Genomic DNA, 13,801 nt, shown 5'->3' with positions numbered 1-13,801 from the left:
ATCCGCCCAAGAACCACCGCGGTCCGAAAGTAGGGTGTTGAAAACCGGAAGACCGCGTGCAATCTTGCTGCGCGATCTCAAGCCAGCAGGGTCCAGCCGACCCACGCCAGTGATCCCGAGACCCCTTTGCTGGCAGGAGAATCCAACCCGTGTTTCTGGTATCCCCCATCCGTGCCGCATCGTTCGCCTTGGCGACGATGTGTACCTCCGCTGCGGCGCAGGAGGCACCCACACCATCGCTCTCAATCGAATTGAATGCGCTGACCCCCTTGGACCGGGGCTGCGCCCTGAGCTTTCTGGCCCTCAACGGGCGGTCCGCTGACGTATCTCGCGCGGTGTTCGAGGCGGTCCTGTTCGACCGGGCGGGCCGGGTCGACCGGCTGATGCTGTTCGACTTCGCCGCTTTGCCTGCGGGCCGGCCACGGGTGCGCCAGTTCGTCGTGCCGGATCTGGGCTGCGCAACGCTCGGTCGGATCCTGTTCAACGGCGCAAGCAGTTGCGAGGGCACCGGGCTTGCCCCGGATGCCTGCACCAAGGGGCTGGACCTGACCACGCGCACCGATGTCGAGGTGATCGGATGATCGGTGGGCTGCGAGACGTGCTGTTCCGGTTGGCCGATCTGGGCGGCCCGGTCGTGCTGATCCTGGCTGGGCTGTCGGTGCTGGCGCTGGCGGTGATCCTCTATAAGCTATGGCAATTCACCGTAACCGGTGTCGGGCGGCACGCGGCGTTGTGCGATGCGGTGGCGGCCTGGGACGCGGGAGACAGGGCGGCGGCGCGCGCGGCATTGGCCCGCTCTACCTCTTATCTCAAGCCGGTGATCGACATGGCGATGTCGGGCCAGCGCAACGCCGCCCGGCTCGACGCCGAGGCCGAAACCCGGTTTGCCCGGCTCGAATCAGGGTTCCGGTTTCTCGATACCGTGGCGCAGATCTCCCCGCTTCTGGGTCTGTTCGGCACCGTTCTGGGAATGATCTCGGCGTTCCAGGCGCTACAGGCGGCGGGGGCACAGGTGGATCCTTCGATTCTCGCAGGGGGTATCTGGGTGGCGTTGCTCACAACCGCCGCCGGTCTGGCCGTGGCGATGCCCACCGCCCTTGCGCTCAGCTGGTTCGAGGCGCGAACGGAGGCCGAACGCATCTTCACCGAGAAGGCGGTTCACACGGTGCTGTCGCCTTCCGGTGCGGATCCGGTCTCTGCTTCGGTTCACGGAGCCTCTGCCCATGCGTAGATCACACCGGCGGCAACGGCGGTTGTCGATGACCTCGCTGATCGACGTCATTTTTCTGCTGCTGTTGTTTTTCATGCTGTCGTCGACCTTCACCCGGTTTTCAGAGGTCGATCTTGGCGCCGGAACTGCGGGATTGAACGCCACCAAGGTCCCGCCGGTATTCTTGCAACTGGCCCCTGACGCGCTCCGGTTGAACGGGGCCGATGTGGCGCTGGGGAGCCTCCCCACCATCCTGAAGGTACAACACGGCGCAATGGTGGGTGCGCCACTGCCGGTGCTGGTCTCGTTGCTCCCCGGGGTGACGGCCCAGCGGCTGACCGATCTTCTTGTGGTCCTGAGGCAGGTATCAGGGGTTCAAGCCACCGTCCTGGGGGCGGCATGACACGGCGGGCCAAAAAACGCAGTGAGCGGGAACCGACCATCACCCTGATCAACATCGTGTTCCTGATGCTGGTGTTCTTTCTGGTGGCTGGCACGGTGTCACGACCGATCGAGACGACGCTGCGCCTTGTGCATACTGCCGATTTGGAAGGGGCCCCGCCACCCGATGCGCTGGTTCTGCATCCGGACGGGCGAATGGCTTATCGCGGAGCCCCGGTGGAAAACGCCGCCGGGTTCGCCGCAGAACTGGACGTTGAGGATCGTGCCTTGGTTCGGTTGCTGCCCGACCGTGATTTGCCCGCCGCGCGGTTGGTCGAAACCGGGCGCGTCCTGCGGGCCGCCGGGGTGGAACGTGTCGTTATCGTGACCGAGCAGGGACCCCGGCCATGATGTCCTCTTCGCGCTTGGACAAGGTGATCGCGCTCCTTCTGGCTGGTGCCGCGCATGGGGTGTTGGCGTTGGCACTGGTGTCGCAGGAACGGACCGAGATCGAAGGGGCCGCTGGCGCGGGCGAGGTGCGCCTGGGCTCCAGTTTCGCAGATATGGCGGTCGGCACGCTCAGCGCGCAGCGCCCAGCCGATATGTCGGAAACGGCCCCGTCGGTGCCGCAGCCGGAATCGGTCCAGCCTGAAAACGCGCGCATGGCGATCACCCCGCCGGCGGAAAAGGTGCTGCGCCCGGAGCCCGCGACGCCAACTGCCGCCCCGCGGGTTGTGCAGGCGCGAACTGCTGCCGCGCCCGTTCCCGTTCAGGCCGATGCCCCCCTGCGACTGTCTGCACAACCGCCCGAGGCGGCTCCGGCGCAGAAACCTACTGAGACCACGCGTTTGGCCCCCGCGCCCGACGCGCAACCGACTCCCCTTCGGGAGTCTGAAAAGGCCCGGAAGAAACGCCTGGAAGAAACGCACGCGACACCCCATACCCCGGCGGAAACGCAGGACAACGACGCCACCATCACCCGGTCGCCACGCCCGAAACAGCGCGTCACCCGCACGGAACCGCGCGAGATCACGACCCCCAAGCCACAGCCCCAGGCGAAGCCGGCCCCCTCCGGGAACGCCGAGCGCAGCGCGCAGGCGGGACAGGCAGCCGGAACAGAGCGCGCCAAGGCGATCACGAGCGGGGCCCACGGCAAGAGCAACAGCGCGGGGAACGCCTCCGCCAGTAACTACCCCGGCCTCATCATGCGCAAGCTTTCCCGCGCGCCACGTCCGCGGATGTCGGCCAGAGGGGAGGCGGTGGTGGCGTTTCGCGTGGCGTCCAACGGTGGGCTGGCCAGCGTCTCGATCGCGCGCAGTTCAGGCTCCTCCGCGCTGGACCAGGCGGCGCTGCGCGTGGTTCAGCGGGCCGCGCCTTTCCTGCCACCGCCCAACGGGGCCCGCCGCAGCTTCTCGGTCCAGATCAAGGGCCGGTGACCTCCCTTATCAAAACGCTTTAAACTGCCCATTGGCTCTGACGACAGACAACCAATGGCAACTCACCCCCCTCAGGCGGACATGAAACGCGACAGGTAGAGGTCGAACAGTTCGGGGACTTCCCAGAACGGGGCGTGCCCGATGTGATCCAGCCGATACACCTTGTCTTCCCACAGGTTCTCATAAGGCAACCCGGCGATGTAGTCGTTGTTGACGAAAACATCCTCCTCGCCGTTCACGATGGCCAGTAGAACCGGACTCTTGATGGCAATCGCCTTCTGGTCTGCCGCTTCGGGTGAGAGGATGCGTGAGAACATCAACTCGCGCGCGCGACCGTCGGTGCGGCTGACACAATCCAGAAGAAACGGTTCGAATGGGGCGTTCTCCCCGCATGTGGAATGGGCGTAGTCGGATACATCCTGTTCCGTGAACACCTCTTGCCCTGCCAAGTGCATATGAGCGCTGGGACGAAACCCTTGGTCAAGCGACTCCTGTGTGGGGCCGAAAGGCGGCGTACCGGTGATCATCAATCGGTTCACCGCATCGGTACGGGCCAGCATTTCCAGCCCGATATGCCCGCCAAGGGACCAGCCGAGCACCGCATAGTCCGGAATATCCAGCGCTTTCATCAACTCGATCGCGGTATCAGCATAGCCCGGCATCCAGTAGGTCTTCTGCGGATCAAAGGCATCACTGCTTTCCCCATGACCGGGCAGGTCGAAAGCGATACAGCGAAACTCGCTGCCGATTACACCCTCCAGCTGGTTGCGAAACACCATGCGGCAGGACGAGTTGCCGTGGATCATCAGTAGCGGAGGGCCTGCGCCCTCGCTGTCTGACACAGTGATGGTGGCTTGGGAGGTATCGATTTTGTGCGTCTTCACGGCTTTGTCCTCACGTTTTGCGTCCGGGGCCGAAAAGGCGGCCCATGATATCGATCGCACCGTTCGGCGCGATGCGAAGCACCAGGATCATGGCCAGGGCCACGACGATGAACCGCGCCTCTTCAAGGCCGCGCACACCTGCCATTGCTTCCGAGGCGAAGGTCAGGGCAAGCGCGGCGAACACGGGCCCGAGGATCGAGCCGACACCGCCGATCAGAACCATCGACAACACCAGGGTCGCGGTCGAGAAACCGAATACCTCGGGGGAAGCGACACGCAGGTAGATGGCATAGAAGCCCCCCGCGATACCCGTGAAAACGGCTGAGACAACAAGCACAAGCACACGCTGCCGTGCCACCGAGATGCCGCGCGCAGCCGCGTAGTCGGGGTTGTCGCGCACGGCCCGCAAAGATTTCCCAAAGGGCGACGTGGCGACGAACAACAACATGACGACGGACAGGGACAGAATGGCCAAGCCCACATAGTAATAGCCGAACTTGAAATCGCGGATGAACTTGTAGTCACCGATACTAAGATAGGGAAGGCGCACAAGACCCTCGGCCCCGCCGGTCAGGTCGCCTTGGCTGAGGACGATCTGCATGCACAATTGTCCAAAGGCGAAGGTGACAAGGACAACATAAATCCCCTGAAGCTTGGCTACGGGCAGAGCGATCAAAAGCGCCGCCAGCGCGGCCGTTCCCCCCCCCGCGAAGATTGCCAGCCAGGGAGAGATGTCCAGGGCGGTTGTCAGGATGGCGGCGGTGTAGACCCCGATTCCGAAAAACGCGAGATGGCCGAAATTGAACAGCCCACCAAATCCCAGGCTGAGATCCCAATTGACGGCCACGGTCGCGTAGATGAACGCGATGATGAATACGTGCCGGGTGTAGCTGTCGGTCACGAAGATCGGCGCAAGCGCCAACAGCGCCAAGGCAATCAGGGCGAAGATGCGTTGCTTGTGGGTCATGAGGCTCTCCCGAACAATCCATTGGGCCGAAACACGAGAACGAGGATCAACAGGACGAAGAGCACAGACGGCGTCCAGTACAGTCCGAGCCAAAGCACCAGAAGCGCCTCAAGAAGGCCGATGACATAAGCCGCGCCTGCTGTTGCCCCCAAACTGCCAAGTCCGCCGAAGATTACAACGATCATCGCGTTGACAAGCGGGTCGGCTCCAAGCCCAGGCGTGACGAAACGAATGGACCCGAGCAGGATGCCGGTCAGCGCCGCAAGGGCCGCCGACAGCCCGAAGGCGAGCGAGAAAGTTCGCGGGACATCGATTCCGATAAGCGCCGCCGAGTCCTGGTTCTGCCCGACCGCGCGGAGGGATCGACCACGGCTTGTGCGCCCGGTGTACCACCAAAGGGCCAGAAGAACCGTCGGGGCCAGCCCTATGATCATGGCCTCATGCGCAGACACAGGCGCGCCCAGGATGTTGACTTGACCGTCCAACACGCGTGGCAACTGTTTCAGCCGTGGCCCCCAGAGCATGGAGATGCCGCGTTCTATGATTGTCGAGGCAGCAAGCGTCGTCATCACGGTGATCAGCATCATGTTGCGGCTTTCATAGAACGGTCGGACGAGAAACAACTCGATCAGGATGCCGGCGAGAACCGCCACGCCTATGCCGCAGACAAAACCGAGGGCAATGCCGAGACCAAGTTGCTCTGTGACCGTCCAGGCGATGTAGGCGCCCAGCGTCATCAGCGCGCCATGGGCAAAGTTGAAAACCCCCAGTGTTGTCCAGATCAGGCTGAGCCCGGAGGCCATCAGCGCATAAAGAGACCCGAGCAGGAGGCCCGAAACGAGTGTGGGTATCAGTACACCATCCATCAGTGTGCCTGCTCGCCGAAATACATGTCCATGATCTCCTGATGATCGGGCGCGTTGTCCCGGTCGATTTCGCTTGCCACTTCGCCTTGTTCGATAAGGTAGAGGCGGTTTGTCAGGGCCAGCAGGAACTCGACATCCTGCTCGACGACGATCAATGGCACACCCTTTTCGGCGATGACACTGATGGCCTCCCGCAGTTCACCCTTAAGGCGCGGGGAGAGGCCCAAGGTAGGTTCGTCGAGGATCAGCAGGCGCGGCGCGCACATCATCGCGCATCCGATCGACAGCATTTGCCGTTCGCCGCCGGAAAGCGTGCGGGCCCTCTGGTGCCGCCGTTCGGCAAGTCGGGGAAACAGGGCGTGGACCTCTGCGAGACGGCCTTTCCTGTCCTTGCGAGCCCGAGGGGTGAACGCCGAAAGTTCCAGTGTTTCTTCGACGCCCATGTCGCCGAACATCGTGTTTCCCTGCTGTGCTTGCACCAATCCGGCGGCGACGATGGTTGCGGGCTTGGCCCCGGTGATGTCCTTTCCGTCAAAGGTGATACTGCCCTCTTCCGGTCGCAACAGGCCGGACAACGCGCGCAAAAGAGTCGTTTTGCCGTGACCATTCGGGCCAAAAAGACCGATGGCCTCGCCCTCGTCGAGGTGGATGTCGATGCCGTGCAACACGGGCACGGTCCCGTACCCGACCCTGATGCCTTTCACTTCCAGCAGCCTGCTCATGCCGCTGCCCCCCCAAGATAAGCCTCGACCACGCGTGGGTCGCGGATGACGTCTTCCGGCAAGCCCTCTGTCAGGACCGCGCCGTTATTGAGAAGAAGCAACCTCTGGCTGACCGATAGCAGCAGGCCGAGAACATGTTCGATGATGAGAATGGTGACACCTGTCTGGTTGACCTTCAGCAACAACGCGTCCAGCGCCGCGATCTCCGGGCGCGTGAGACCGGAGGCAGGTTCGTCAAGCATCAGGATGTCGGGAGCCGCGACAAGAGCCGAGGCGATCATTAGTTGCTTTTTTCCGTAGATCGACAGGTCCGCCGTTTTCATGTCACGGCGTGTGTTGTCGAACTCGACGGTATCAAGCGCCTTCTCGGTCGCGTCGTTCGAGGCCGAGCCGCGAATTGACGCTCCGTAGTGTCCGCCAAGGGCCACGGTTTCGCGGGCGGAAAGGTCCGGAAACTCGGCATCCTTCTGGAAAGTGCGCGCAAGTCCCGCACGAAAGATCTTGTGGGGGCGTTGGCCGTCGATCCGCACGCCCTTGAAGGTGACCTCCCCTCCGGTTGGACCGAAGGGGATGCCCGTTATGCAGTTGAACAGAGTGCTCTTGCCGGACCCGTTAGGCCCCGCGACCCCAAAGATTTCACCGCGCTGAACGGAAAAGCTGACATCGTCGACAGCGGTCAGTCCACCAAAAGTCTTGGTGACGCCCTTGAGGTTGAGAATTGGGTCAGGCATCGGGCCTACTCCATCCAGGGCGGTGTCATGAACTCGCCGTCGGCATAGGCCGCCGGGGCGAAAAGTGTCCGCTTGCCGTCCTGAATCTGATAGAATTGCAGCGGGATTCCGCCCTCGCCCTGAACCGCCAGATGGGTCGCGGGATCGAAGGCCATCGTCCCTGCAGCGGTTTCCTTTTTCGCCCCACCAATCCATTTGCCGATGGCGACACGGTCGCTCGGGTCACCGACGGCCTTCAGCCCGTCGACGTACATCATGACCTCTTCATAAAGCGCCGGGCCGTAAGTGCCGGGTTCTGAGCCGTAGGCTTCCTTGTAGTCACCGACCACCTGCTTGGACCGTTCCGAGGCGCTGGCCGGAAGCGTACCGCCCAGCAGGTTATACATCACACCAGAAGAGGCATCCTGGGTCAGCTCAAGGAACTCGGGCACTGATGGGGCATACTGGATGAACACCAGGCTGTCGGTGGGTTGTTCCATGAATTGCGACATGAAGGCCGCGGCGTTACCCGGCAGATAGTCGGTATTGATGATGATGGCTGGCGGATTCTGGCGAACCTTTGCCAGGAATCCGCGCCAATCACCGATCTCGCCAAAGGGCACCAGATCGTTGACGGTCACATCCCAGCCTGCATCTCCGAAACTTTCGACAAGACCATCCGCGATGGTCTTCGAGTAGGGATTGTCAGATGAGATCAGCGCGACGGTCTTGCCGGACAGCGTGACGGCGCCGCTGGCTTCCAGCCCTTCGATCACCGGAACGACGCCGGTATTGTAGGCATCGAAGGACGGGGTAAAGGACCACACCGTCGGGAACGCGTCGGGGTCTTCTGAAATGATGTCGCGGGTCTGGGCCGAGTTGGCGGAAACCAGATAGATCATCTCCTGTTCGGCCATCATCTCGATCTCGAAATTCGAGCCCGAGGCATAGCCCGTGACGATCGCGCCCATGTCGCGGTCGCCAAGAAGGCGTTCAGTGGCGGTTGCCACGGCGGCCGCGCTTTGGTCCGCCGCATCGCCCACGACGATCTCGAATGTATGCCCCAGAACGCCACCCGACGCGTTGAGTTGGTCGACGGCAAGCTGCGCGCCATTGACCATTTCCTGGCCGTCCGCCGCAGCGGGGCCAGACACAGGGGCAAGCACGCCGATCTTGATGACATCGGCCTGTGCCAACGCTGGCAGGCCCATCGCCGCGACCAGCGCGGTCGCGGAAAGAAACGTCCTTCTTTTCAGCATTGTAGTCACTCCATGTTGGTAGGTTGGTTGTTATACTTCGGGATTATCGGGTCCCGCAGATGTCGATGACCGAGGCGGCGATCACCTTGGTCGTGCGGTGCAGAGAGGCGATGTCAACATACTCGTTGTCCCCGTGAAATCCGTCGCCGGATGGTCCATATATGCAAGCGTCGACACCGGCCCCGGCATAGTGCGCTGCATCGGTGACGGCATCGAAGCCGCGGATCTCCGGGGCGGCGCCAAGCGCCGAGTGGTGTTCGACAAGGGACGCCACCAACGGGTGATCCACCGGGGTGTCCATGGGCGGAAAATGCAACCCGCCCAGTTCCCAGGTGACCTGGGGCGGGTGTTGCCTGGTCCACGGGTCCAGTTCGGCAAAGGCTTGTACGAAGGCTTCGAACTCGGCCCGAACCTCGGCAGAGGTTTCGTGCGGCAGGAACTTGAAGTCGAGGTCCAGAACCACGCGATCCGGTGTCATCGCCGGATTCGTGCGGATCATCGGAAGACCGTCCTCGCCAATGCCGACCCCGCCATGGATGACGCCAGGATTGATCGTCGACAGACCCGGCGGGCAGAGCGGGTGATAGTTGTTTCGGCAGCGCGACGCCTCGAACTCCTTGAGCGCGGCGAGGAAGCGAGCGGCGATTTCGATGGCGTTGACTGCGGGCAGAAGGCGCCCCGATATATCGGGTTGTGGAAAGATGTCGTTGTAGCGCATCCCGGCATGGCCTGATCGTCCAATCAGGGTCACACGGACCCATTCAAGGCCGCCTTCGGCCGGAACGACCTTGTCCCATGTCGGTTCCGCGATGATGGCGCTTTTCGCCAGGTGGCCCTTGGCAACGGCATCCATCGCGCCGAACCCTCCCGCCTCCTCGTCCACCACTGCGTGGATCGACAAACGACCATCCAAAGTTATCCCGGCGGCCTTGATGGCTTCCACGGCAGCAATGCACGCGGCGAGCCCTGCCTTCATGTCAACGGTGCCGCGGCCGAACAGCTTGCCGTCCTTGATTTCTCCGCCGAAGGGATCAACCGTCCAATTGGCGGCATTCCCGACTGGCACTGTGTCGATATGCCCGCATAAGATCAGGCTTTTTTCCTCGTTCCCGGGCAAGGTTCCCACGACATTGCTACGGTCGGGGAACACCTCCCAGCTTTCCGTGTCGAATCCGTTGGACGCAAGCCGGTCTTGAACCAGCGCCGCGACCTGGGGTTCGTTGTTCAAGCCCTGTTTCTTCTCGAATTTCGGGTTCACCGAGGGGATGCGCACCATCTCCTGCGTCAGGCTCAGGACGCGGTCGGCGTTGCTGTCGATGTTGTCCCAGACGTGTTCCAGCGTACTCACGGCGTTTCTCCCTCAAGTTCCCTGATGAGTTGTTCAGTCGTGACCTGGCGGCAGTAGCCCTTGATCGCGGCGATCGAGTTTGCCTGCCGTTTGGCGGTGTAGGTCAGGCAGGCGTCGGTCACCTGCGTCACGAGGTATCCAAGGTCGCAGGCGTCGCGGATCGCCCCTTCGACGCATTGGTCCGTCACGAGCCCCGAAATGACCAATTGCCTGACGCCAAGGCAGCGCAGGACATAATCGATGTTGGTCGAGATAAAGACCGAGGAAGAGCTTTTCGGCAGCCATATCTCGTCGTCGTCGGGCGCCAGCGCATCCAGCGGCTTGCCGTCCCAGGATCCCTTGGGCACGTTGAAGCCGGTGATCTTGTAATCAAGGCTACGGTCGCGCCCGTCCTTGGTCAGGCTTTCGATCGTGGTATACATGACCTCAACCCCGGCGGCGCGGGCTGCAGCGCGCAGCTGTTGCATGCGCGGCAGTGTTTCGGCCTCGAACTTGTCGAAGAAGGGGCCGTACTCGGCTTCGAACGCTTCTGGCGTCAGATGCTTGAACTCTCCACCGTCGCGCCGGGCCGAAAAGTTCTGAACATCGATGAAGAGCAGCGCAGAGGCCGAAGTATCAAGGGGGACGTCGCGGGTCAGCATGGAGCCTCCAATATCGAGCGCACGGCTTGGGATAACAGATCGGCCAACTCGCGTTGCCCGTCCGGGTGCCGGATGAGGTCATTCCGGATTTCGATCAAGCTATGGGGAATGCCTGATGCCTCGCCGTGGTTCGGAACGAACCAATCCGACTTCGAGTCGATCTGGTACGGCTCATTCAGGGCGAGGGTGAAATCGGTTCGTAGAACGCGGATCTTGGCCAACAGGCGTTCTGACGTGTCTGTGTCCTGTCGACAAAGGAATCCGATATGCCAGGGCCGAAGACCGGGCGTGGACAAAAGTTCGGGCGTGAAGCTGTGTATCGACAGCAGAAGTTCGGTCCCCGAGCTGCGGGCCTGCGTCACGGCGGCATCAAAGGGCGCAAAGATCTCTGCAATCCTTTTATCGCGGTCGGCGGTCGTCAGTTCCCGGTTCCCGGGAACTGGCTGCCCGTCCGTCATTTCCGGTATGAGATCGTCCGCATCCGTGGGGCGGTTGCAGTCGATCACGATACGGCTGTACCGCTGAAGGATCGCCGCACACCCCAGATTCTCGGCCATGGCATGCGTGACGGCTGCGGCGCCGATATCCCAGCCGATATGCTCGCCGATCACGTCATCTGGCAACCCAAGTCTGTCCAGATTTCGTGGCACGACCTGCCCGGCGTGCTCGCACACCAGCAGCACCGGCACCGTCGATCCGGGGTTCACCCATTCGACAGGATCGGGATCGACTCCCCGGACCAGAAGCGTGGATGGGGTCAGCATGGCAACGGCCCCTCAAGAAGGGGCCCAAGACAACGGTGATGTTCGGGTCGGTTCCTCATGAGGTTCAGGATTTGATGGTTTATTTTCAGAGTCAATTCATTTCTCCTGCATGACAAATTAATTTCCCATCACATCGCAGGGAGGACGCCACTCAGCGAAAGAATCGGGCAACGTTGAAATGGCCATTCATGGGACCTTTGAAGAGTGTGGTAGGCAGCGGACAGTACCCGACAACGCCGCACGACCGGCAACGACCCGCAGGCCTTGTCGCCCTTGCACAGGCAACCAACCAGACATCGGAAAGACGGTGTGCGTTAGTAGACCTCGCTGTACCGCGCGCATTTCGAGGCCCAGTCGAGGTCCTCGAGGCACTCCATCTCGCCCTTCTTGTGGGCGATGTAGAGATCGGTGAACTCTTCGCCGAACCAACCGCGCACAGCCTCTGAGGACCCGAGGGCCTCCAGCGCGTCGCCAAGGCCGGTTGGAAGGCGCTTGATCCCATTTTCCGCCAACTCGGCCGGAGAGAGCAGCGATAGGTCTTCGTTCACGGGCTCAGGAGGGACAACGCGGTCGCGCAACCCCTGGGTGCCGGCAAAGACGAGCGCGGCAAGTGCCAGGTGCGGGCTGGCTGTAGCATCTGCGGCACGCACTTCGAAATTGAACTGCCGCGCGATGCTGTCGGCATCCTTTGCCGTCACCGGACAGATGCGTACCGATGCTTCTCGGTCCTGGACGCCCAGGTTGTTGAAGGCAGCACTCCAGCGATGTGGGGTCAGGCGCAGATAGCTGACCTCGGACGGGGCGAGGATCGCCATGATCTGGTCGAGATACTTGAGCACACCGCCGACAAAGTGGCGAGACAGCTCGCTCATTCCGTCCGGAGCATTGCCATCATAGGTCAGCGGTGCTCCGGCCTCGTCGAGGAAACTGAAGTGTATGTGCACCCCGTTGCCGACACTGTCGGGATCGAGGATCGGAGCGAAACTGGGGGTTTTGCCGAACCTCGGCAAGATCTCGTGGGCCAGCATTCTCAGAATGGCCGCCTGATCGGCCGATGCGAGCCCTTTGGCTGGCTTGTTGGTTACTTCATACTGGCCGGGCCCATATTCCTTCATGAAGGTATCTGGTTGGACACCCGCGGCTTCAAGCGAATCCAGAAAGGCTTCGGCCCAAGCCTGCCCGTCTCGAAACCCCTTGAACCCGAAGGCATCGCCAGATCTGGCGGCCTGATCCCGTATCTGGAACTCGTGCTCGAAGGCTGATAGGAGGGTTACCCCCGCCACCTCTTTCAATCCCTCCAGCGCCCTGCGGGCAAGGGTCCGGGTGCAAAACGCCCAGGGATCGCCGTCGAGCGATTGAATATCACCGAGCGCGAAATCCATCCGCTGGCCGCTTTCCAGCACGAACCGGGTGTCGGCGTCAGGGATTAGTACCAGATCGCCAAAGGATCCGAAGGGGCTTTCGGAAATGGTATCGAAACAGGTGATCTGAACATTTGTCGGGGTCCATCCCACGCCGCGCCGCGCCCTTTTTTCCCACTCCCTGTCGGGAAAGGACTTTCCACGGATTAATCCGGAGACGTCCGAGGTGCCGACGAAAACCAGTCTGTTTGCGATTCTATTGGTCATTTATTCCAGCCACCGGATCATCTCTAAGCTTGTCCCATTCGGATATTCGGGTCTTTGTGGCCTCCCAGTCCCGCTCGGCCATCGGCACAAGCAGGGCCTCGATCAATGCAAAGGCCGGCACATAGCTGTCCCAGAGCGTGCCGGACTCGATGGGCACGGATACCAGCTCCGTGGCGCCCTTTGCCGCCGGACTGATCCACTTGTCAGTGATGACGATGGTCTGTGCCTTGCGTGCGCGAACCTGCGCAGACAGCGTTGCCAAGTTTGCCTGATACCGCCGAAAGTCGATAATCAGCAGAATGTCGCGGGCCCGCATCCGCAACACGTATTCTGGCCATAGCTCGGGGTCCGATGGGATATGAACCACATCGGCCCGGACCTGCCGCAGATGGCGAACGAAAAACTCCGCGATCGTGTCGCTCATCCGTCCGCCGATCATATAGATCCGTCGCTTTGGATCGGAGAGCAGATCGCAAAGGCGATCGAACTGGCCCGCCCTGACTGTCTCCAGCATCATCTCGTTCAAAGCCTGGATCCGTTCGAAATACGAGGCAAGGGGAGCCGTGCCGCCGAATGCAGCCCCTTTGCGCAGGTCGATCGGAGAGTGCTGCCCCTCTTTCAGTTCCCGAACCAACCGCTGCTGGAACTCTTGAAAGCCGGCGCACCCAAGCTTGGTCACGAAACGAGAGATGGATGGTGCCGAAATCTGGGCCCGCTGTGACAGGTCTTGAATGGGCTCAAGCCCCGCAAATGGGTAGTCAGCCAGCAGAACAGAGGTCAGCTGCCTCTCTGCGGGTGTAAACTGGTCGGACATGTTCTCCAGTAAATCGCGGATCTTCATTCGTGGTCCATTACTCTGTTGCCGTTTCCAACGCCTTGGCTGGCACAGTTCATTAGGAGGGGGTGAAAAAAATTTGTCAATATGGAGAAAAAAATATCGTGTGAAAATTCCACGGCAATGGCCGGTCACAGGTAATTTTGATCT

At 61.6% G+C, this 13,801-nt stretch carries 16 protein-coding genes; 5 read left to right on the top strand and 11 right to left on the bottom strand.

What is annotated here, in order from left to right; translation table 11 throughout:
- The first annotated feature begins 149 nt into the window (after positions 1-149).
- The 5 genes from ABWV23_RS21405 to ABWV23_RS21385 are packed head-to-tail and all read left to right on the top strand — an operon-like array spanning position 150 to position 3,027.
- Complete coding sequence (locus tag ABWV23_RS21405; RefSeq protein WP_353351564.1) at positions 150-581, top strand: hypothetical protein; 432 nt, start codon at positions 150-152, stop codon at positions 579-581.
- On the top strand, positions 578-1,231 hold the full coding sequence (locus tag ABWV23_RS21400) for a MotA/TolQ/ExbB proton channel family protein (protein WP_353351562.1): 654 nt from the start codon (positions 578-580) through the stop codon (positions 1,229-1,231). Before ABWV23_RS21405 ends, ABWV23_RS21400 begins: the two co-directional genes overlap by 4 nt.
- Positions 1,224-1,613, top strand: coding sequence for a biopolymer transporter ExbD (locus ABWV23_RS21395; protein WP_353351559.1), 390 nt, complete (start codon positions 1,224-1,226; stop codon positions 1,611-1,613). Before ABWV23_RS21400 ends, ABWV23_RS21395 begins: the two co-directional genes overlap by 8 nt.
- Entirely contained in the window at positions 1,610-2,002 is a 393-nt protein-coding gene (locus tag ABWV23_RS21390) for an ExbD/TolR family protein (RefSeq protein ID WP_353351557.1), read from the top strand. Before ABWV23_RS21395 ends, ABWV23_RS21390 begins: the two co-directional genes overlap by 4 nt.
- Before the next feature lie 23 nt (positions 2,003-2,025).
- Entirely contained in the window at positions 2,026-3,027 is a 1,002-nt protein-coding gene (locus ABWV23_RS21385) for a TonB family protein (protein ID WP_353351596.1), read from the top strand.
- 71 nt (positions 3,028-3,098) lie between these two features.
- Here the strand turns inward: ABWV23_RS21385 and ABWV23_RS21380 are convergent, their stop codons facing one another.
- The 11 genes from ABWV23_RS21380 to ABWV23_RS21330 form a co-directional block, all read right to left on the bottom strand.
- A complete protein-coding gene (locus ABWV23_RS21380) occupies positions 3,099-3,911 on the bottom strand; it encodes an alpha/beta fold hydrolase (protein ID WP_353351555.1) in 813 nt (270 codons plus the stop codon).
- A 10-nt stretch (positions 3,912-3,921) separates the two neighbouring features.
- Complete coding sequence (locus tag ABWV23_RS21375; protein ID WP_353351553.1) at positions 3,922-4,878, bottom strand: branched-chain amino acid ABC transporter permease; 957 nt, start codon at positions 4,876-4,878, stop codon at positions 3,922-3,924.
- Entirely contained in the window at positions 4,875-5,744 is an 870-nt protein-coding gene (locus ABWV23_RS21370; protein ID WP_353351551.1) for a branched-chain amino acid ABC transporter permease, read from the bottom strand. The genes ABWV23_RS21375 and ABWV23_RS21370 overlap by 4 nt, the downstream gene beginning before the upstream one ends.
- Positions 5,744-6,466 carry an ABC transporter ATP-binding protein gene (locus ABWV23_RS21365; RefSeq protein WP_353351549.1) on the bottom strand — a complete coding sequence of 241 codons (723 nt, stop codon included), beginning with the start codon at positions 6,464-6,466 and terminating at the stop codon, positions 5,744-5,746. The genes ABWV23_RS21370 and ABWV23_RS21365 overlap by 1 nt, the downstream gene beginning before the upstream one ends.
- Positions 6,463-7,197 (bottom strand): ABC transporter ATP-binding protein, encoded by a 735-nt coding sequence (locus tag ABWV23_RS21360; protein ID WP_353351547.1) that lies wholly within the window; start codon positions 7,195-7,197, stop codon positions 6,463-6,465. Before ABWV23_RS21360 ends, ABWV23_RS21365 begins: the two co-directional genes overlap by 4 nt.
- A gap of 5 nt (positions 7,198-7,202) precedes the next feature.
- Positions 7,203-8,435 (bottom strand): ABC transporter substrate-binding protein, encoded by a 1,233-nt coding sequence (locus tag ABWV23_RS21355; protein WP_353351545.1) that lies wholly within the window; start codon positions 8,433-8,435, stop codon positions 7,203-7,205.
- Positions 8,436-8,478: 43 nt separating this feature from the next.
- Positions 8,479-9,783 (bottom strand): M20 family metallopeptidase, encoded by a 1,305-nt coding sequence (locus ABWV23_RS21350; RefSeq protein WP_353351543.1) that lies wholly within the window; start codon positions 9,781-9,783, stop codon positions 8,479-8,481.
- A complete protein-coding gene (locus tag ABWV23_RS21345) occupies positions 9,780-10,424 on the bottom strand; it encodes a cysteine hydrolase family protein (protein WP_353351541.1) in 645 nt (214 codons plus the stop codon). The genes ABWV23_RS21350 and ABWV23_RS21345 overlap by 4 nt, the downstream gene beginning before the upstream one ends.
- The gene (locus tag ABWV23_RS21340) at positions 10,418-11,188 is read right to left on the bottom strand and encodes an N-formylglutamate amidohydrolase (protein WP_353351539.1); all 771 of its coding nucleotides are present in this window, start codon (positions 11,186-11,188) and stop codon (positions 10,418-10,420) included. The genes ABWV23_RS21345 and ABWV23_RS21340 overlap by 7 nt, the downstream gene beginning before the upstream one ends.
- A gap of 314 nt (positions 11,189-11,502) precedes the next feature.
- Positions 11,503-12,816: a glutamine synthetase family protein gene (locus ABWV23_RS21335; RefSeq protein ID WP_353351537.1), complete on the bottom strand. Its 1,314-nt coding sequence runs from the start codon at positions 12,814-12,816 to the stop codon at positions 11,503-11,505.
- Positions 12,806-13,657 (bottom strand): MurR/RpiR family transcriptional regulator, encoded by an 852-nt coding sequence (locus ABWV23_RS21330; protein WP_353351534.1) that lies wholly within the window; start codon positions 13,655-13,657, stop codon positions 12,806-12,808. The genes ABWV23_RS21335 and ABWV23_RS21330 overlap by 11 nt, the downstream gene beginning before the upstream one ends.
- Positions 13,658-13,801 lie beyond the last annotated feature (144 nt).

Origin of the sequence: Aquicoccus sp. SU-CL01552, from assembly GCF_040365005.1 — a bacterium.
GTDB lineage: Bacteria > Pseudomonadota > Alphaproteobacteria > Rhodobacterales > Rhodobacteraceae > Antarcticimicrobium.
The sequence above is the reverse complement of the archived record's forward strand: the minus strand, read 5'-3'. Positions and strand labels throughout refer to the sequence as shown.

Bases quoted from the DNA above. Each gene is read 5' to 3' on its own strand.
- ABWV23_RS21375 (WP_353351553.1), bottom strand. From the start codon at position 4,878: ATGACCCACAAGCAACGCATCTTCGCCCTGATTGCCTTGGCGCTGTTG.
- ABWV23_RS21330 (WP_353351534.1), bottom strand. From the start codon at position 13,657: ATGAAGATCCGCGATTTACTGGAGAACATGTCCGACCAGTTTACACCC.
- ABWV23_RS21340 (WP_353351539.1), bottom strand. From the start codon at position 11,188: ATGCTGACCCCATCCACGCTTCTGGTCCGGGGAGTCGATCCCGATCCT.
- ABWV23_RS21345 (WP_353351541.1), bottom strand. From the start codon at position 10,424: ATGCTGACCCGCGACGTCCCCCTTGATACTTCGGCCTCTGCGCTGCTC.
- ABWV23_RS21335 (WP_353351537.1), bottom strand. From the start codon at position 12,816: ATGACCAATAGAATCGCAAACAGACTGGTTTTCGTCGGCACCTCGGAC.
- ABWV23_RS21365 (WP_353351549.1), bottom strand. From the start codon at position 6,466: ATGAGCAGGCTGCTGGAAGTGAAAGGCATCAGGGTCGGGTACGGGACC.
- ABWV23_RS21395 (WP_353351559.1), top strand. From the start codon at position 1,224: ATGCGTAGATCACACCGGCGGCAACGGCGGTTGTCGATGACCTCGCTG.
- ABWV23_RS21360 (WP_353351547.1), bottom strand. From the start codon at position 7,197: ATGCCTGACCCAATTCTCAACCTCAAGGGCGTCACCAAGACTTTTGGT.
- ABWV23_RS21370 (WP_353351551.1), bottom strand. From the start codon at position 5,744: ATGGATGGTGTACTGATACCCACACTCGTTTCGGGCCTCCTGCTCGGG.
- ABWV23_RS21355 (WP_353351545.1), bottom strand. From the start codon at position 8,435: ATGCTGAAAAGAAGGACGTTTCTTTCCGCGACCGCGCTGGTCGCGGCG.
- ABWV23_RS21400 (WP_353351562.1), top strand. From the start codon at position 578: ATGATCGGTGGGCTGCGAGACGTGCTGTTCCGGTTGGCCGATCTGGGC.
- ABWV23_RS21390 (WP_353351557.1), top strand. From the start codon at position 1,610: ATGACACGGCGGGCCAAAAAACGCAGTGAGCGGGAACCGACCATCACC.